This is a genomic window from Micromonospora sp. CPCC 205539 (assembly GCF_036906815.1).
GTDB lineage: Bacteria > Actinomycetota > Actinomycetes > Mycobacteriales > Micromonosporaceae > Micromonospora.
This window is the reverse complement of sequence record NZ_JBAKHW010000012.1, coordinates 1-17,971: the sequence shown is the minus strand read 5'-3', so window position 1 is coordinate 17,971 and position 17,971 is coordinate 1. Positions and strand designations below refer to the sequence as shown.

14 protein-coding genes are annotated in these 17,971 nt (G+C 69.5%); 7 read left to right on the top strand and 7 right to left on the bottom strand.

Translation table 11 applies throughout. The features are described 5' to 3' along the window. Positions 1 to 10: 10 nt before the first annotated feature. On the bottom strand, positions 11 to 628 hold the full coding sequence (locus V6V47_RS12800) for an OmpA family protein (RefSeq protein ID WP_334628390.1): 618 nt from the start codon (positions 626 to 628) through the stop codon (positions 11 to 13). After that, positions 612 to 1,217 (bottom strand): hypothetical protein, encoded by a 606-nt coding sequence (locus tag V6V47_RS12795; RefSeq protein WP_334628389.1) that lies wholly within the window; start codon positions 1,215 to 1,217, stop codon positions 612 to 614. The genes V6V47_RS12800 and V6V47_RS12795 overlap by 17 nt, the downstream gene beginning before the upstream one ends. Positions 1,218 to 1,357: 140 nt before the next feature. Here V6V47_RS12795 and V6V47_RS12790 point away from each other — a divergent pair, with 140 nt between their 5' ends. From V6V47_RS12790 to V6V47_RS12760, 7 genes are all read left to right on the top strand, one after another. Beyond that, a complete protein-coding gene (locus V6V47_RS12790; protein ID WP_334628388.1) occupies positions 1,358 to 1,960 on the top strand; it encodes a S26 family signal peptidase in 603 nt (200 codons plus the stop codon). 130 nt (positions 1,961 to 2,090) lie between these two features. Continuing rightward, the gene (locus tag V6V47_RS12785; RefSeq protein WP_334628387.1) at positions 2,091 to 2,279 is read left to right on the top strand and encodes a hypothetical protein; all 189 of its coding nucleotides are present in this window, start codon (positions 2,091 to 2,093) and stop codon (positions 2,277 to 2,279) included. Positions 2,280 to 2,382: 103 nt separating this feature from the next. Then, a complete protein-coding gene (locus V6V47_RS12780; protein ID WP_334628386.1) occupies positions 2,383 to 2,928 on the top strand; it encodes a MauE/DoxX family redox-associated membrane protein in 546 nt (181 codons plus the stop codon). A 38-nt stretch (positions 2,929 to 2,966) separates the two neighbouring features. Then, positions 2,967 to 3,482: a hypothetical protein gene (locus tag V6V47_RS12775; protein ID WP_334628385.1), complete on the top strand. Its 516-nt coding sequence runs from the start codon at positions 2,967 to 2,969 to the stop codon at positions 3,480 to 3,482. Further along, the gene (locus V6V47_RS12770) at positions 3,479 to 5,377 is read left to right on the top strand and encodes an ABC transporter ATP-binding protein (RefSeq protein ID WP_334628384.1); all 1,899 of its coding nucleotides are present in this window, start codon (positions 3,479 to 3,481) and stop codon (positions 5,375 to 5,377) included. The genes V6V47_RS12775 and V6V47_RS12770 overlap by 4 nt, the downstream gene beginning before the upstream one ends. Positions 5,378 to 6,152: 775 nt before the next feature. After that, the gene (locus V6V47_RS12765; RefSeq protein ID WP_334628383.1) at positions 6,153 to 7,112 is read left to right on the top strand and encodes an ATP-binding cassette domain-containing protein; all 960 of its coding nucleotides are present in this window, start codon (positions 6,153 to 6,155) and stop codon (positions 7,110 to 7,112) included. Beyond that, positions 7,109 to 7,945, top strand: coding sequence for an ABC transporter permease (locus tag V6V47_RS12760; protein WP_334628382.1), 837 nt, complete (start codon positions 7,109 to 7,111; stop codon positions 7,943 to 7,945). Before V6V47_RS12765 ends, V6V47_RS12760 begins: the two co-directional genes overlap by 4 nt. A 4-nt stretch (positions 7,946 to 7,949) precedes the next feature. Here the strand turns inward: V6V47_RS12760 and V6V47_RS12755 are convergent, their stop codons facing one another. The 5 genes from V6V47_RS12755 to V6V47_RS12735 all read right to left on the bottom strand — a co-directional run bounded on the left by V6V47_RS12755 (position 7,950) and on the right by V6V47_RS12735 (position 17,383). Then, positions 7,950 to 11,081 (bottom strand): BTAD domain-containing putative transcriptional regulator, encoded by a 3,132-nt coding sequence (locus tag V6V47_RS12755; RefSeq protein WP_334628381.1) that lies wholly within the window; start codon positions 11,079 to 11,081, stop codon positions 7,950 to 7,952. Positions 11,082 to 12,242: 1,161 nt separating this feature from the next. Then, positions 12,243 to 12,992, bottom strand: coding sequence for a hypothetical protein (locus V6V47_RS12750; RefSeq protein WP_334628380.1), 750 nt, complete (start codon positions 12,990 to 12,992; stop codon positions 12,243 to 12,245). A gap of 174 nt (positions 12,993 to 13,166) precedes the next feature. After that, the gene (locus V6V47_RS12745) at positions 13,167 to 13,448 is read right to left on the bottom strand and encodes a hypothetical protein (protein WP_334628379.1); all 282 of its coding nucleotides are present in this window, start codon (positions 13,446 to 13,448) and stop codon (positions 13,167 to 13,169) included. Positions 13,449 to 13,745: 297 nt separating this feature from the next. After that, on the bottom strand, positions 13,746 to 16,484 hold the full coding sequence (locus tag V6V47_RS12740) for a helix-turn-helix transcriptional regulator (protein WP_334628378.1): 2,739 nt from the start codon (positions 16,482 to 16,484) through the stop codon (positions 13,746 to 13,748). A gap of 464 nt (positions 16,485 to 16,948) precedes the next feature. Further along, a complete protein-coding gene (locus V6V47_RS12735) occupies positions 16,949 to 17,383 on the bottom strand; it encodes a VOC family protein (RefSeq protein WP_334628377.1) in 435 nt (144 codons plus the stop codon). Positions 17,384 to 17,971: the final 588 nt, after the last annotated feature.

The following is a 17,971-nucleotide window of genomic DNA, read 5'->3' as shown; positions in this document are numbered from 1 at the left end:
TAGAGCCCGTTCACTTGTCGAACCGGATCTCGACACGTCGGTTGCTGGCCCGCCCCTTCGGGTTGTCCTTGCCGTTCAGGGTGTTGGGCGCGACCGGCCGGGTCTCTCCGAAGCCGATGATCTCGTAGGTGATCTGGCTGCCGGCGACTCCCGGCGCCAGCGCGTCGCGGACTGCCTCGGCTCGCCGGCGGGACAGCGCGAGGTTCTGCGCGTCGTCGCCGATCGAGTCGGTGTGTCCGAAGATCTGGACTTTGCCGGTGGCCTGGGTGCGGAGCCGCTCCGTGATCTGGGCCAGTCGGGTCCGGGCGGCCGGGGAAAGATCGGCCTTGCCGAACGCGAACAGCACGTCCGCCGCCAGGGTCAGCTCGATGCGTCCACCCGACTCGGCCTCCAGGCTGTTGCCGTCGAGGTCCTCGGTGCGCAGATAGATGTCCTCCACGGGCGCCCGGATGTCGATGATCGGCGCGCTCACCTGCTCGCTCGGCCCGAGCGTTGGTCCGGGCACGGCGGTGGTCCCTGACGTCGGCGTCGGCGTCGGCGCGGACCAGGCGACGGCCGGTTCACCGACCAGCAGGACGGTCAGCGTGGTCGCGGCCAGCGCCGCGCGCCGGCTAAGCGAGCGGGACATTCTCGAAGACCGGAACTCGGGGGACGACGACATCGACGGCCGTGACGTCGTCCGGTGGGGCGCCGAACATGGCGTACAGGTCCACCGACTGCCCTGCCGCGACGAACACCGTGGAGAGGTCCGACGATGCGAGGTACTTCACCTGGCTGGGTGTCGCGTCCTGGTCACCGGCCCGAGCGACCAGGTGCCGCTTGCGGTTCTTGCGGTCGATCAGCGTCACGCCGGAGAAGGACAAGGAGATGGTGTCACCTTGGAAGTCGCTGGCAATCTGCCAGCGGTCCGAGCTGTCCGTGGGTGCATCCGTGCGGGTCAGCCGGACGCTGAGGCTGACGAATCCGCTGCTCCGTCGCAGCTGGTACAACTCGACTTTGATCGGGAAGACCTTGCCGCTGTTGCTGATCTGGATGTCCCGACTGGCGATCACCGTGCCCAGCGCATCGGGTTGACCGGGCGCGGCACCGACGGTCTCCTTCGAGTCCTTGGTGGCACCTCCCGAATCGTCGGACCTGCCGAAGCCACCACAGCCGGCGAGGACCAGGGCCATCGCTAGCGCGAGTGAACCGGCGGCGGTCGTGTGACGCAAACGCACGGAATTCCTCCCCATAGGCGAGCGGCCGCAGGTACCTGGACCACGATCCGCGACGATCCGCGACCATTCATGCAATCAGCTTGCAATCGCCTTGCAGACCGATTGTCGGGGTCGACGGTCTTGGTTACGGGATCCGTGTGATGCCGCTGATCGAGAGGCCCCAACGGTGCTGCGACACCGCCATGGGAGAGGCGAAAGATGGCGAAGTTTTGGCCGATCGCTGGGCCGAGGTGCATGGTGTCTTCGTGGATGATCAATTGAGGGCGGGCGTTCCCGGCCATGCGGTGGGTTGGATTCTCGGCGCGTTGACGGCCGGCGCGCTGGGTCTGGGCGCGGCGCTGCTGTGGATGCGTCGCCAGTTCGTCGTGGTCACGGTGGAGGGCGCCAGCATGGCGCCGACCCTGGCGGACGGTGACCGCGTGGTGGTCCAGCGTCGGCGGCTTGACCAGGTACGGAACGGCGATGTGGTCGTCCTCGAACCACCCGTGAATCCGCCCGGCGGATACGATCCCGGGCCTGCTGGTCCGGACGGGCGGCGCTGGAACATCAAGCGGGCGGTGGCGCTGCCGGGTGACCCGTTGCCCGCCGGCGTCACCGTAAGCGGGGTCGACCGGGTGCCCGCCGGATCACTGGTGGTTTTCGGCGATAATCCGGACAGCATCGACTCGCGGCAGCGCGGACTGTTCGACGCCGCGCAGTTGCTTGGCGTGGCAATTCGTCGGTTGGGTGGGCAGCCTCTCTAGCCGGCCATGCCGGTCTGGCTGCAACCTTCGTCAATTTCTACGCAGCACGGATTGACCTGTCGACTCGTATGCCGGCGCGTGATACGTTCTCCGCCATTCCCATGTAGATCATCAGTGCGGAGGAATGTCAATGTCACGTGTGTTGGGCAATCTTGGCGACCGGATGCTGGAGCGGCTGGTGCCGAAGGCGACCGCGAAGGCGGACGTCAGCTGGTACAGGCAGTGCTACTGCTCGAACCACGTCGCGTACATCCAGCTCTGTCACACCGTTGGTGGGATGACCGGCTGCGGCACTTGCTACCGGGGTGGCGGCTGCTGACCTTCGCGGAACGCAGCTGACGTCTCTCGCCCGGTCTGGCGGACGGACCCCTCCGCCGCCGGACCGGGCGAGCGGCGCGCAGCCCAGTGGCGAGAGTGAAGAGATGACCTACCTGCAAATCGGAAGTTGGGCAGTCCTGCTCGGCGTCTTTGTCGTCGCGCTGGCGGGGAAGATCCGCAAGCGGGCCGCGTTCGACGAGTTCCGCGCCTCGATCGCGGCGCTACGGGTCCTACCGCGACGGTGGTCCCTGCCGGTCGCGGTCGCCGTGGCCGCAACGGAGGCAACGGTTGTCGTGTTGCTCGCACTGCCGATCACGGCACTCGTGGGCGTCAGTCTGGCCGTGGCGCTGCTCGCCGCGTTCACCACCGGCATCGTGCTGGCCCTGCGGCAGGGGCAGCGTGCCCCGTGTCGATGCTTCGGGGCCTCCGCCACCCCGCTTGGTCCGACCCACGTCGTCCGCAACCTGGTGCTGATGGCGGTGGGCAGTGCCGGACTCCTCGCCGCCTTCGTTTCCGAGGCGACCACAGCGGCGAGGCCGCACCCCGCCGGCGTCGCCGTGACGCTGGCAACCGCCGCCGTCGCTGTCCTGCTCGTGGTACGCCTCGACGACCTGACGGCGTTGTTCACCAGCCACGCCCCCACCCGCTGATCCGCCCGGGGTGGACAAAAACCGAAGTGAGGGTCCTGATGCCGTTCCTGACCGCCGCAGTGGCGCTGATCGGAGCGCTCTGCCTGTTCAATCTGCTGCTCATCTTCGCGGTGCTACGCCGGCTGCGTGAGCACACCGCCGAGCTGGCCCGGCTCCAGGAGCAACGCCAAGCCGGCCCAGCCCTGTACGACCCGACGGTGCTCGTTGGGCGGATGTTGCCCGAGTTGCCGGTCGGAGCCGACGAGCGGCCTGAGCTGGTGGGCTTCTTCGACGCCGCCTGCGACGCGTGTCACAAGCATGCGCCGGAGTTCGCCGCCGCGGCAAAACGGCACGCTGCCGCCGCCGTCGTCACCGGCAAGGGGCAGGACGCGGACGACCTGGCCGATCTGCTGGCTGACGTACCCACCGTCCTGGTCGGCGCGGACGCCGTCGCAGTGACCGCCGCCCTCGGGCTGGAGGCGTTCCCGACCTTCCTCCACGTCGGCCTGGATGGCACGATCCTGCGTGCGCAGCTGACCGTGCCGGAGGGCCTGGTCGCGGCGGCCAAGGCGTGACGGTAGGGCCGACCCCGGGCGCCGATCTGGCCAAGATCGGCACCGGACAGTTGATCCGGCACGCCGGCACGGCATGGCGGCTCTGCTGGCGGGCTGGACCTGGCCCGGCGGCGTGCCAACTCGTGATCAGCGGGTTGGCCGGGCTGCTCCCGAGCGGCACCGCGTGGCTGACGAAGCTGCTCATCGACGCGCTCGCCGCCGGGCAACCGACCGCGGTGCTCCTCGGGTGGGCCGGCGGGCTCGCCGCCGTGGGGCTCACCGCCGGCGCGCTGCCGCACCTGACCGGCTATCTGCAGGCCGAGCTGGGCCGCCGGCTGGACCGGCTGATGCAGGACCAGTTGTACACCGCGGTGAACGGGTTCCAGGGCCTGTCGCGGTTCGAGAACCCGGCATTCCTCGACCAGCTGCGGATGGCCACCCAGGCCGCAGGCGGCGGCTTGGGCCCGGTCACCACGGGCCTCTTCGACACCGGCCGGAACATGCTTGCGCTGGTCGGTCTGCTAGCGACGCTCGCCGTGCTGAGCCCGGTGATGGCAGCACTGGTAACGGTGGCAGCGGTTCCGGTACTGATCGCCCGGCTGTCGCTGTCGAAGCGGCGAGTCACGTTGCTCGCCGGGCTCTCCGCCACCAGCCGTCGGCAGATCTTCTACTCCACGCTCATCACGGACGTCGCGGCCGCGAAGGAGGTACGGCTGTTCGGGCTGGCCGACTTCGTCAGGCAGCGGCTACTCGGGGAACTGTCGACCCTGCACGCCGGCGAGCGCCGGTTCGACCGCCGGGATGCGCTCACCCAGGCACTGCTCGCCGTGCTCTCCGCGGCGGTCGCCGGCCTCGGTCTGGTCTGGGCCGCGATGTCGGCCGCGGACGGCCGGTTGAGCATCGGTGACGTGACGGCCTTCGTGGCGGCGATGGCCGGGACGCAGGTGGCGCTGATCGGGTTGGTGGACAACCTCGCCGTCGCGCACCAGGCGCTGCTGCTGTTCACCTATCACGGGGCGGTGACTGCGCTACCCGACGACCTCACACCACCGGGCCGCGCGATCGCCGACGCGGACGCGGACGCGGAGGCGACCCTGCCCGCGCTGCGCCACGGTGTCGAGCTGCGCGACGTGTGGTTCCGCTACGACGAGAACCATCCGTGGGTGTTGCGCGGCGTCGACCTGACCATCCCGTACGGCACGTCGGTCGCGCTGGTGGGGCTCAACGGCGCGGGCAAGAGCACCCTCATCAAACTGCTCTGCCGGTTCTACGATCCGACCCGCGGCGAGATCCGCTGGGACGGCGTGGACATCCGCGACGTACCGCCCGCCGAGCTGCGCCGCCGCATGGGCGTACTGTTCCAGGACTTCATGAACTATGACCTGACCGCCGCCGAGAACATCGGGATGGGCGACCTGGCCGCCCTGGCGGACCGGAACCGGATCACGGCCGCCGCCGACCGGGCCGACGCGCACACCATCATCCAGGGCCTGCCCCGCGGGTACGACACGATGCTCAGCCGGATCTTCTTCGGGCCCGGCGACGGGGACGACCCGGAAGCGGGGGTCGCCCTGTCCGGCGGCCAGTGGCAGCGCATGGCGCTGGCCCGTACGCTGCTCCGCGATGGCCGTGACCTGCTCATTCTCGACGAACCGAGTGCGGGCCTCGACGCGCAGGCCGAGCACGAGGTGCACCGCCGGTTGCGTGAGCACCGCGCGGGACGGACCAGCCTGCTGGTCTCACATCGACTCGGGGCGGTCCGCGAAGCGGATCTGATCGTGGTGCTCCGCGACGGGCGGATCGTCGAACAGGGCCGGCATGAGGATCTGATTGCGGCCGACGAAGGCTACGCGCAACTGTTCGCCGTACAGGCCAGCGGCTACCGCGCCGAGGGAGAGGTGTCGATCTCCGGGTGACCAGCGCCAGCCGGTCGCCTACCCGGGCCAACGACGCGACCGCCAGGGTGATCAGGTCAGCGTCGAACAACCAGGGCGGCCGCCCGTCAACCCGTGCCAACGCGGGTCACCGCGCGGCCGACCCCCGGTCGCAACCCGGGGATCGTGTGATCCAGGCGTGGTCCTGGGCTTGAATGGCAGGGAGAACGCGTCGACGTCGGTGCTGTCCAACGGAAGGCGGATGACGACGACACCGCGGTGTTCGAGGAGGTCCACGACGTTGCCGATAGGTCCGGGGGTAGTTTCCACTCCTCGCGGACCTGTCCGGCGATGCGCTCGATCTCCTCGCCGGCGAGCTGTCGTCCCTGCGCGAGGAACTGCACCTTGGCCTGATCGATCGTCGCCCGCGTGTCGGCCTGGCTGCCAGCCCCATGGCGGGCCTCGGTGGTCTGCTCGATGGACTGGGTCGCCGTGAGGATCGCCTGCTCCGCTTTCGTCCGTGCACGTTAGAGGTGGGCGGCGGTGTGCTCGGGCTGCGTGGGGTGTGACATGTGCGTCGCCTTCTGTTCTGACTGGTGCCGTTGCTGTCGGGCTTGCTGCCCGTAAGGCGCGGCCGGCTTGTGCGGCTGACATCGCCCGCCGCCGCTGCCGCCGGCGTGCCGACGATGCGCTGACAGGGTCCGTCAGCGGTGAACGCGCGCACCCTCCCGGCGCTGACAGCCGCTGACAGCGCGCTGTCGGAGCGCTGTCAGTAGCCGGCGGAATCGTGAGTCCCATCGAGAACGAGGGAGTCGAGATGTCATATGCGATCCGGGCCGAGGGCCTGATCAAGCGATACGGGGACGTGTTCGCGCTGAATGGCGTCGATCTGGAGGTGCCGGCCGGAACGGTGGTCGGCGTGCTCGGTCCGAACGGGGCCGGCAAGACCACCACCGTCCGGATCCTGGCCACGTTGCTGCGCCCCGACGGCGGACGGGCGACGATCGGCGGGCACGACGTGGTCGGCGACCCGGTCCGAGTCCGCGGGCTGATCGGGCTGACCGGGCAGTACGCCTCGGTCGACGAGACGCTTTCCGCGGTGGAGAACCTCGTACTGTTGGGGCGGCTGCTCGACCTGTCAGGGCGTCAGGCCAGGGCCCGTGCGATGGAGTTGCTGGAGCGGTTCGAGCTCACCGACGCAGCCACCCGCCCGATCGCGACGTTCTCCGGGGGTATGCGCCGCCGGCTGGACCTGGCCGCCAGCCTGATCGGCCGGCCCCGGGTGCTGTTCCTGGACGAGCCGACCACGGGTCTGGATCCGCAGGCCCGTAACGGCCTGTGGGACGTCGTGCGCGGCCTCGTACTGGACGGCACGACGGTGCTGCTCACCACCCAGTACCTCGAGGAAGCCGACCAACTCGCCGACCGGATCACGGTCATCGACCAGGGCCGGGTCGTGGCCGAGGGGCGCCCCGGCGACCTCAAGCGCCGGATCGGCGGCCAGATCCTGCACGTGCGCCCCACCCTGACCACCGACATGGACGCCGTCGCCGGGATGCTCACCCAGCTCACCGACGCCACCCCGGACCGCGACGACAACACCGGCGTGATGGCGGTGCCCACCGCCGACCCGATGCTGGTCTCCGCGCTGGTACGGCGGTTGGACGCGGCCGGCATCACCGTCGACGAACTGGGCCTGCGCCTGCCCAGCCTCGACGAGGTCTTCCTGGCCATGACCCGCCAGAACACCCACTCCACTGAAAGGACTCCGGCATGACCGCCTCCGCCATCGCCCAGCCCCACACCCCGCGCGTCGCCGCGTACACCGCCCCGCTGCGCATCGGTCCGCTACGCGCCGCCGGGCACGGCCTCGCCCTGGCCGGGCGCGGGGTGACCAAACTGCGCAAGTCTCCGGCGATGCTCGCCGATGTCATCCTGACGCCGGTGGTGTTCCTGCTCATGTTCGTCTACCTGTTCGGCGGGGCCATCGGCGGCGGCGACATCGACGCGTACCTGCAGACGGTCGTCCCCGGCATCATGGTCATGACGGTCTTCCAGGCCAGCATCGGAATCGGCGTCTCGCTCAACGCCGACGCCAGCACCGGCGTCTTCGACCGGTTCCGGAGCATGCCGATAGCCCGCTCAGCTCCGCTGATCGGCGCGGTACTGGCCGACCTCGTGCGCTACCTGGTCGCGCTGACCGTCCTGCTCGCCCTGGCGTTCGCCATGGGTTACCGGGTGCAGACGAGCCTGGCCGCGCTGCCGGTCGCGATCGGGGTGCTGCTCGCCTTCGGGCTGAGCTTCAGCTGGATCTCGGTCTTCCTCGGCATGCTCGTGAAGTCACCCGGCGCGGTGCAGGGCATCATGACCATCCTCATCCTGCCGCTGACTTTCGCCAGCAACGTCTTCGTCCCCTCCCAGACAATGCCGGGCTGGCTGCAGGCCTGGTCCAACGTCAATCCCGTCAGCGTCATGTCCGAGACGCTGCGCGGCCTGATGAACGGTGGCGAGGTCATCGGCCCACTGCTGGGCAGCCTGGCTTGGATGGTCGGCGTCATCGTGGTCTTCTTCCCGCTGGCCATGCGCTCCTACCGCAAGAACGCCGCTTGACCTGTCACGACGCGACCGGCTGGCCCGCTTCCCGGGCCAGCCGGTCAAGCGCGTCCGGGCGGGCCATCGTGGCGCCGCGGTCGAAGGCGGCCTGGAAATCGGTTACGCCGATCGCCGCCACGAGACGGCCGATCAGCTCGCTTGTGTCAGGGTCGCCGCTGAGCAGCGCGCCGCGGATCACCTGCGCGATTCCCAGTGCGGTGGCCGCGCCCACGGCGTCACCCTCCAGGCACAGCAGACCTGACCACAGTTCTGCCGCCCACGCCGTGCCGTTGGCGTTGCCGTAGGCCAGCAGACCCCGGACCGCCCGGGGCAGCAGCTCACGCGCCGGACCGACGTCGCCTGCGGCGAGCCGGATGGAGAGCCGAAAGCCGGCGATCAGGTCCGGGCCCACGTCCTCGGGGTACAGCAACCGGTCCATGGCGGCTTCTTCGCGGTCGAGGGCCTGATCCGCCTGCTCGATCTCGCCGGCCCGGCAATGCGCGCTGGCCCGGTAGCCCCACAGCGAGTTCGCCAAGCGCCGGTGGCCCCGCACCATGGCCTGCCGTTGGGCCGCTTGCAGGCCTAGCAGCGCGCCCTCGATGTCACCGGCCCGTATCCGCGCCATGGACAACGCTGCACAGGTGGAGAACAGGTGCTGCTCGGTGCCGAGTTCGGTGGCGACGGCCAGCGCCCGCTCATAGTCGGCGATGGAGAGGGAGAACTCGCCCCGCAGGGTGTGCTCGCGGCCCATGGACAGGTAGCTCATCACCAGGCCCCAGCGGTCGCCTACCTCCTCGAACCCGCGCAGGGCCTCGCGCCGGGATTCCGCGCCGCTGTACGGGTCGCCCCGCTCGGACAGCAGGAAATCCCGGGCCCAGTGCGCGCTGGCCCGCACCCACGGGTCGGGGTGTGCCAGCACCTCTTGAAGCCCACCGTCCTCACCGACCAGTTGGGACATCCGCAGCAGCGGCAGCGCGGGATGGAACCCGAGCGCGGCTCTCGGGTTGTCGTCGGCCTGCCGCGCCTTGCCCGGCCGGCCGCCCGAGGCACCCCTGACGATCTCGAAGGCGGCCCGGGCATCGGGCGGCAACTCGCCCCGGAACGCGAGCACCTCGTCGAGGAACGTCTCGAACTGGGTGGTCATGCCCCGGATGCCCCAGTACCAGAACATGGCCCGGACAAACCGTACGGCCATCTCCACGTCGCCAGCCTCGAACGCCGCGCGGAGCGCCCACGCCAGATTGTCGTGTTCGGCGTCGAAGACAGCGATTGCCTCCAGCTGCTCACGCCTGCGCAGCAGTGGCTCCTGCTCCTCGGCGAGCGCGAGGAAGTACGCGGCGAAACCCGCCGGCACGTCGTCACCGGACTCGGCCAGCCGGACAGCGGCATAGGCGCGGATGGTCTCCAGCATCCGGTACCGGGCGCCGTCCTGCTGAACCAGCGACTTCTCCACCAGCGAGCCGAGCACATAAACCACGTCGTCGGCGCGCAGGCAGTCGTCGGCGCAGACCTGTTCCAGCACGGTCAGGGTCGCGCCGCCGGGCAGAGCCGACAACCGCCGGGCCAGCCTCCGCTCCGGCTCGTCCAGAAGCTCCCAACTCCACTCGACCACCGCCTGCAGCGTCCGCTGGCGCGGCAGCGCGGTCCTGCTGCCCGAGGCGAGCAGCCGGAAGCGGTCATCGAGACGGCGGGCGATCTGCACCACGCTCATGGAACGCATCCTGGCCGCCGCAAGTTCCAGAGCCAGCGGCATCCCGTCCAGGCGCCGGCAGATCTCCACCACGGCGCCGGTGGTGGTCGCGTCGAGCACGAAGCCCGGCGCGACGCTGACAGCCCGGTCGGCGAGCATCCGCACCGCTGCCGACGCCGCGGCCTCGGCCGGGTCCGAATCCTCCGACGGTAGCTCCAGCGGGCCCAGGTGACACAGAGCCTCGCCGGTGATCGCCAGCGGTTCCCGGCTGGTGGTCAGGATTCGCAGTTGGGGCAGTCTGTCCAGCAGCCGCGCGGCCAGCTCTGCCGCCGCCTCGACCACGTGCTCGCAGTTATCCAGCACCAGCAGCGCGTCGCCGACGTCGAGAAGTTCGGTCAGCCGGTCCAACGCGGCGACCTGCTCCATGCCACCGGCCTTGTACAGGCCGTTCAACGCCGCGAGCACGGCGTCCGGTAGTGGATCGGCGGCGCTGAGACCAGCCAGGGGTACGAACCAGATCCGGCCCTCGTGTGCCCGGTCAAGGGCTGCCGCCTCCAGCGACAGGCGGGTCTTGCCCGCCCCACCCGGCCCGATGATCGTGACCAGCCGTGACACCGCCAGCAGTTGCGCCACTCGGCCCAGTTCGCGCTCTCGCCCGAAGAAGCTGGTCAGCGGAATTGGCAGCCGAGGCGCAGGTGCCGCCTGGCCCGGTTGCGCGGCGGGCCGGTCCAGGTCTCCGCGCAGCAACGACACATGGGTCTTCTGCAGTTCGGGAGACGGGTCGACGCCAAGCTCGTCGGACAGGCTCGCGCGGATGTCCTCGTATGCCGCCAGCGCGTCGGACTGGCGGCCCGCCGCCGCCAACCCGCGCATGAGTAGCTCCGCAAGCCGCTCGTTCAGCGGTTGAGCCGCGGCGGCGGTGTTCAGGTCGGTGAGCACCTCGCCATGGCGGCCCAGCTTCAACTCCGCGTCGAACCGATCCTCGACGGCGGCGGCGCGTATACCGTCGAGGCGGGTGACCAGCAGGCTCGCGAACCGGGCGTCCAGCACATCGGCCAGCGCCGGGCCCTGCCACAACCCGAGCGCGGCGCCCAACAGCGCCGACGCCTCCTTGGCCCGTCCTGCAGCCAGCTCGCGCCTGCCCTTGGCCGCCAGCTCCTCGAAACGGCAGACGTCCACATCCTCAGCGCGCACCGGCAACCGGTAACCTCCAGCCACCAGCTCGACTCCACCGGCTGCGCCCAGCGCCTTGCGCAGCCGCGACACCAGGCCCTGCAGCGCGCTGGTCGCTCCTGTCGGCGGGTCCTCACCCCACAGGTCGTCGATCAGCGACTCAGCCGACACGGGCCGCCCGGCCTCCACCGCCAGCCGGGCCAGCAGCATGCGCAACCGCACACCGCCGATCTCGACGGGCACCCCGTCATCGTGGAAGGCCTGGACTGCACCGAGCAGAACGATTCGCACATCGGTAACCTCCCATGATCCTCTCAGTGGTCGTCAGCGGGGTAGCGGCTGGCTGAGAGTGCTGTGTCCGCGCCGGCAGCGATCGTCTTGCCCATGAACCCAACAAGAATTCACCGACGAGAAGGATCGTGGCGCGCACTTCGCCCGAGTCAGCGCGGGTTCGCGGCCCCGGGACCGGGCCGCGAACGCGCTGGTGTCAGGCTCGAAGGAACTTGCTGGGCGGCAGAGCGTGATCCACGATGCGGATGTCGTTGAGCCAGCCGTAGGAGGACTGTTCCACGATGCGGACGTAGTGTTAGTACTCCAACGCCTCTCGAATACCCTCTCAGGCCGCCTGGCACACCCGCGCGTCCGGGGCCGGCCGGAAGATCTCCCGGCACGAGTCCTCCGCCACCGCCCGGCAAATGCTGGCCCGGAGTCCGTGTCGCGACATGAGCCAGCGCTCGAAGCCCGCGGACGGGTTGTCGCCGAGGCGCGCTCCTGCCGTGCGGTGACCCTTGGGAGGGAGCGGGGCGGCGTACGTGATCTTGCGTGATGTGCTCGGTGTGTGTGCTCTCCAGCGGATGCCAACCCGAATCAACCGGTGCCGACGGGAGCCACTGCGGCCGACCGCCGGTCGCAAACCGGATCCGTGTGCTCGGGCTGTGGTCCTGGGCTGGGAGAACGGGGGCGCGGGTGACGTGGGTGAACGTGGGCCACTCCCTGCAACCCCAGGTGAACCCCCAGGTCGCGAGACTGACCACTCGCGCCCCCGTAGCTCAGGGGATAGAGCATCGGTTTCCTAATCAGCTACTATTTGCGTCGCCGCAGGCCGTTGACCTGCGGATTCTTGCTTCCCGTGGATCAACAATTGGTCGCAGGGCGGCACTGCTGTGATCGGTTGCTGAAGATTTGCGGGCAAGGCCTCTGCCTGCTCAGAGTGCGGATGCGCGATAACGTCTATCGATCGTATCGGCTCCCGATCCCAGGGCATCGCGTGTTTTTGACTGCATCGTTGGACCGCAACATCTGGCGTGCGCTGCGGCCCGGTCGATGCAGCAAGAGAAGCGTTCAGCAGGCCGGCTGGACGGCACTCTTGCCGACTCGGCGGCGTGGTGGCGGTTCGGGAGCCTCACGCTGGACGGCATCAAGAATCTTGCAGTCAACCCGCCAGCGCCCTGTTCAGGCGTTTTGGTCGCGTGGATCTTCGATGAAGGCCAGGAAGGATCGACCGAACCGCGTGACCGCGTCCAGCCGGACATGGTGGGCGAAGTATCGGTGATCGTTGTTGTACCCGGCTTCGCTGAGTGCGCCGACGTCGAGCAGTCCCTCGTCCCTGAGGCGCTCGCACTGCTTCTCCAGGAGGACCTCCGCGTCGCCGCTGTCGTAGCCTGGTGGCTGCCCCGGCGAAAACCGATGCGCGATATCGGCGACAAGCACCAACTCGGATTCCAAGAATTCCTGCTCGTTGCCGACGATTTCCTCGCGGTACTGAGGGTCTGCCAAGAATTTGAGCAAACGCAGTGCAACTGGCGGGAGTTGATCGACTAGATCAAAGAAGACATGCAGTTGATCTTCGTTCGGGTCGCCAGCAAGGGCAGTATTGAGCACCGCGTTGCGGAGCAACTCGCGCTTCTCTCGGCGACTCCGTTCGACGATCCGGGTTCCCGCCGACACTGCGTCCATAAACGCCTCGTTGTCCGCGAGGTGCTCGAAGTCGCCCACGCGTTCCTTCAGCTCATGCAGGGCGACGGCCAGGTCGGTGAGCCACTCCTCCATGCGCCGGTTGTGCTTTCGCACGAGCACGTCGGCGAGCGCAACCCCGAGCGGCCCGCCAACACCAGGGATCGCGGAGACCACCATCTCGGCGGTCTTGCTCAGTCCTTGCCGGCGGTCGCTCTGCGCGGGCGGTCTCAACTCCATGGTGAACATGATGGACGACGCTGGCCACCTCGATCGGTCACTCGGCCCGGCTCGGCCCGCGCGAGGGCGCCTGGTTGGCGGGGCCGTCGAGGGTAGGTCGGTGTGGACGATATTCCACGCCAGGATCGTTGCTGGTCCGGTGGGCGCGCCCTTGACGGGCCGGTTGGTCAGTGACTGCGCGGGCTACGCGGCCGCGGCGAGTGCGGAGATGACAGAGGTGGGCATCTGCTGGCGGGCGGTTCCGCTCGCGGTCGAGGTGAGAAAGTTCAGTAGGTGGCAGGGGCGCTCGGGGGCGCCGAGCGGGACTGGTTCGACCCGCCGCCATCCGCGAGCCGAGGCGGCCTTGATCGCGGTTAGGTAGGTGCCGTCGCTCATGCGGCCGAGCCTGCGGGCGCGCATCAGCAGCGCGGCCAGCGAGACCTGCCAGTAGCGCTTGAGTTCGAACAGTCTCGACCAGTTCCTCACCGCTCCAACGCGACACCGATGCCGCAGCCATACCGACCCATCTGCCCAGAGGACCGTCGCCATGAACGATGTGCCCTACCGGCAGCCCCGACACTCATCGAGCAGGACTACCTACGCCGAGCCCTTCTGCTCGAGGATGGCAGCATCATTGCGGCAGATGAGGGCATGGGATCAAGCCATCGTGGGCGCCGTCGGCGCGGTGGACCCGGGCAGGGCCGGCGACCCCGAGGCGCCGAGCCGGAAACGCCACCGCCGGCGGTGGTTGAGCTTCGCGGAGGGCTGCGTTGGCGGTGGCGGTCAGTGCTGCCCGACGAGGTGGCCCACCTCGGTCCGGGACGAGACGCCCAGCTTCCGCAGGATGTTCGAGACGTGAACGGCGGCGGTTTTCGGTGAGATGTACAGGCGTCGGGCCAGCTCGGTGTTGGTCAGCCCGTCGCTGATCAGTACTGCCACTTCCCGCTCGCGGGGGGTTAGGGCGGTCGGGCCGGTTACCGCAGGCGCCGCGTCGACCGGCGCCATACCCAGCTGAGCGCGGACCTGGGCGAGCTGGGCCACCCGCCAGCCACGCCACTCGGCCAGCAGGGGTGCGGCCGCCTCCACCTGCGCGGTGGCCTCCTCGCGCCGGTCGTTTGCGAGCAGACAGCGGGCGGCGCCGACGCGTACGGTGCCGCGGGTCGCCGGCCCCAGGATGTGGGCCTCGGCGATGGACAGGTAGCCGGCCAGCGCCTCGGCGTACTGGCTGCGCGCCTCCGCGAGCTGGGCGTCAACGAGTGTCCGGTAGGCGTCCCAGACGTCGGCGTCGAGTAGCGCGGTGGCCATCTGGTCGAGCCGGTGCGCCGGCAAGCCGATATGAAGCGCGGCAGAGATCAGGTCGTGGGCCTGTTCATCGCTGCGCCACGGCTGCTCGAGTAAGGCCGCGATGAGTTCCTCCAGGCTCGCTTCGGCACGCGGGAGGTCGCCGCGACGGCAGGCGAGGTGGAACGCGAGGCCGGGAATCGTCGCCGGCCAGTTGTCGGGCAGCGCTGCCAGGTCGGTGACGAGCTGCTCGACCTGGTCCAGCTCGCCGACCTCCAGATAGAGCCCGGCGAGGAAGACCCCGTGGTAGTCGGCCCAGCGGCCCCGGCGCCGGTAGCTGCGGTCCTGTTCGCGACCCTCCTCCAGCGCCGCGATCGCGGCGCGCAGGTCGCCGGCCCGCACCGCGAGCCGGGCTCGGCCCTGGAAGTACGTGGCCACCGCGAGTGACTCGAAGCCGGCTCGCTCGGCGTTGACCCGCATCCGTTCCAGTGTCTCGGCGTGCTCGGCCGGCGAGGTGGATGGCTCGCCGTGTACCAGGTCGTTGAGGGCACGGGCGGCCAGCACCCACTCGCCCGCCTTTTCGGCCTCGTCAACGAGTGCGGAAAGGATCTTGCGGCCGGCGGCGGCGGTCTGCGGGCGCTCAGTGAGCGTCGAGCCCTTCTCGATCAGCGCCGCCAGGCGGACGGCCGGCAGGTCGAATTCGTCCGCCAGCGCCAGCGCGCGGTCGGACCAGAGCAGTGCCGCGTCGAGGTCGTCGCGCAGGTACGCCGACTGCGCGATCGCGGTCATCGCCCGCGCCTGGTCGGCGCCGGGGGGAAGCTGCGCGATCAGGGTCCCGATGTCGTGCGTCAGGGCGCGCATCTCGTCGGTCTCACGGGACTCCCACGCGATGCGGACCAGGAGGTACAGCGACTCAGCCCGGTCGGTCGTGGTGCAGGCGACGTCACGCCAGCGCCGGCCGTACCGCAGGGCGTCATCCAGCAGGCCGGCCAGCCACGTCGCCCGGGCGGCGCCGGCAAGCAGGCCGGTGTCGTCGGGCACCTCGTCGAGGCCCATCTCCGCCAGCTGCAGGGCCTGGTAGGCGGAGCCGATGGAGAGGTAGAGCGCAGTGCCGCGGCGGGCCGCGGCGATCATGTCGTCGTACCGGCCGGCGCCGCGGGCGTGGTGCGCCACCATGGCTGGGTCGGAGGCACCACCTTTCAGGAGTACGTCGAGTGCTGTCTCGTGCAGCCGGCGTCGCTGCCGGCCGAGCATCTGGTCGGCAATCGCCTCGCGCACCAGCGCGTGCCGGAACGCGAACTCGTCATCGCCGGACTCGACCAGCACGCCCCGGGTGACCAGGTCGCGCAACACGGCGATGAGCTCGTCCTCGCCCACACCGGTCACGTCGGCGAGCAAGTCGAACGGGATGCGGTGGCCGAGCACGGTAGCCGCCTCGACGACGCGGTGGCTGACCGGGTCGAGGTCGTCGACCTGGCGGCGTAACACCTCGGCGAGGCTCCACGGCAGCGGCTGCTCGACCAGCGCCTCCACGTCGTACCCGGGCAGCGCGCGCAGCAACTCCTCCAGGAAGAACGGGTTGCCGCCAGTGCGGTGGTGCAGTGCCGCCACGGCGCGCAGCGGCGCCGGAGCGCCGGTGGCCGCCGCCAACAACGCCGCGGTCTGCGAGGGGATGAGGCGATCCAGACGTACGTGGGTGACGGTGTGCCGGCGTTCCATCCGGGCCAGCAGGCCAGCCACCGGTTGGCGGCGGGTCACCTCGTCCGGCCGGTACGTTCCGATGAGCAGCCGCGGCCCGCGCTGGTCGGCGATCCGCTCGAACAGCGCCGCGCTCTCCGAGTCGGCCCAATGTAGGTCCTCGAAGACGATGACCGCGGGGGAGTCGCCGATCAGGTCGGCCAGGATGGCGAGGCCGGTGTGCAGGCGCTCGACCGGGCTGCGCCGCGGGTCCGCGAGGGCCGCAAGCTGCTCCTCGTCGCTCTCTGGACGGCCGTCGATAGCGTCCAGGAGCACCTCGTACGGCCGAGACAGCGAGCCGGGTTCCGCCTGGCCGACCAGCACTACGGTCTCCGCCGACACGGTTGTCAGCAGCTCGTGCACCAGCCGGGTCTTTCCGATGCCCGGCTCGCCCGCGATGAGCGCAACCGCCGGCTCACGCGCCGAAGCGAGCTGCGCCAACCGGCGCAGCTCGCTTTCCCGCCCGATCATCATTGGGCTGGCACCGCCGCGGATGGTTCGCACGACGTGAGGGTACCGTCGGGCTGTCCACGGACGGCCAGGGCGTTACGGGCCGGGCGGGCCCGGCGGGCGCTGGTGAGTAGGCGCTCCCTGTCGGCCTCGGCGATCAACTCGCGGCGACGATCGTTCGCCAGAGCCAGCATCGTGCCCGGGTCTATCAACATGGCTTGTCTCCTTGTCAACCGCTGATGGATCAATCTTCGGTTGACAAGAGTGCTGCCACATCGGGCAGCGCTTACCTATCTTCACTGCTCAGCGGGGTTTAGCGGAGTGCGCGGGCCGCCTAGGCATACCTAGTGCCTGCAATCTTCAAGGGCGTCCACCAGTAGGGGTCACCGGATGCGGGGGGGGGGCATCGGGGGCGAGGGGTGGTTCTGGATCAGGACCGTTGGCGCGCTGCGGGACGGCGACCCTCGCGGTGGTGAACTGCACCAGTCGACTCGCGAAGGTGCCACGTTCGCGGCCACTCAGGCGAGACAGAACTCGTTGCCCTCGATGTCCTGCATCCCGAGGCACGACTCGTTGTCGCCATCGGCGCGCAGTAGTCGCCCGCGTACCGCGCCGAGCGCGACCAGTCGTGCGCATTCGGCCTCAAGTGCGGCCAGGCGCTCCTCACCCACGAGCCCGGTGCCGACCCGCACGTCAAGATGCGCCCGATTCTTGACGACCTTGCCTTCGGGAACGCGCTGGAAGTACAGTCGCGGACCCACACCTGAGGGATCACTGCAGGCGAACGCTGAACCCTGACGCTCAGGCGGCAGCGTGCGATTGAAATCGCCCCAACTAGCAAACCCCTCCGGTGGCGGCGGTACGACGTACCCCAACACCTCGCACCAGAAGCGAGCGACGCGCTCAGGATCTGCGCAGTCGAAGGTGACTTGGATCTGTTTGACCGATGCCATCGGCCCAGCATAGAAGTGGGGTCTTTCGTCGTCTCCACGGGCCCGAGGCTAGCTGCGCCACCGCGCCCCGATGAAGCGCCAGACCCGCGAGGATGAGCACCTGCCCGGGCCCCGGGCCCATGGCCCGTCGTACGGCGGTACGCTTCGCGCATTGCGTTGAAGGCCTCGGGGAGCAGGGCGTCCAAGCCTTCACCCGCCGCCAGCCGCTGCCGCATCGTCGCCGCCAGACCGGGCAGATCGACGTGCTGTCCGCTGGCCAGGTGTGCAGCGTGCCGCGCGATGGCCCGTAGCAGCAACCGATCCCTGTGCGCCATCGAGCCGAGCATCGTTAGCCCATCGCCGAACGGCTCCCACCATCGTACGTCGCTGAAGGCATAAGTCACTCCGTCAATGTTCTGCTGCCTGGGGCGGGTCACGCCGGTGTTTTGACCAACCGGGCCGTCCCAGTCACGGTCCTCCGGGGCATGTTTACCAGCACATGATCGGGTGCACTGTCATCGGCTACTTATGTACTGGTGCTACGACCGCAGCCCGGCCAGGCTTGGTCGAGGTGACCGGCGGGGTGGCTCTCTCATCGGCTGCCCACCG

Excerpts from the sequence above, each read along its gene's own strand:
- V6V47_RS12785 (WP_334628387.1), top strand. The coding sequence starts at position 2,091 with ATGTCACGTGTGTTGGGCAATCTTGGCGACCGGATGCTGGAGCGGCTG.
- V6V47_RS12735 (WP_334628377.1), bottom strand. The coding sequence starts at position 17,383 with ATGGCATCGGTCAAACAGATCCAAGTCACCTTCGACTGCGCAGATCCT.
- V6V47_RS12780 (WP_334628386.1), top strand. The coding sequence starts at position 2,383 with ATGACCTACCTGCAAATCGGAAGTTGGGCAGTCCTGCTCGGCGTCTTT.
- V6V47_RS12765 (WP_334628383.1), top strand. The coding sequence starts at position 6,153 with ATGTCATATGCGATCCGGGCCGAGGGCCTGATCAAGCGATACGGGGAC.
- V6V47_RS12750 (WP_334628380.1), bottom strand. The coding sequence starts at position 12,992 with ATGTTCACCATGGAGTTGAGACCGCCCGCGCAGAGCGACCGCCGGCAA.
- V6V47_RS12760 (WP_334628382.1), top strand. The coding sequence starts at position 7,109 with ATGACCGCCTCCGCCATCGCCCAGCCCCACACCCCGCGCGTCGCCGCG.
- V6V47_RS12790 (WP_334628388.1), top strand. The coding sequence starts at position 1,358 with ATGCCGCTGATCGAGAGGCCCCAACGGTGCTGCGACACCGCCATGGGA.
- V6V47_RS12800 (WP_334628390.1), bottom strand. The coding sequence starts at position 628 with ATGTCCCGCTCGCTTAGCCGGCGCGCGGCGCTGGCCGCGACCACGCTG.
- V6V47_RS12775 (WP_334628385.1), top strand. The coding sequence starts at position 2,967 with ATGCCGTTCCTGACCGCCGCAGTGGCGCTGATCGGAGCGCTCTGCCTG.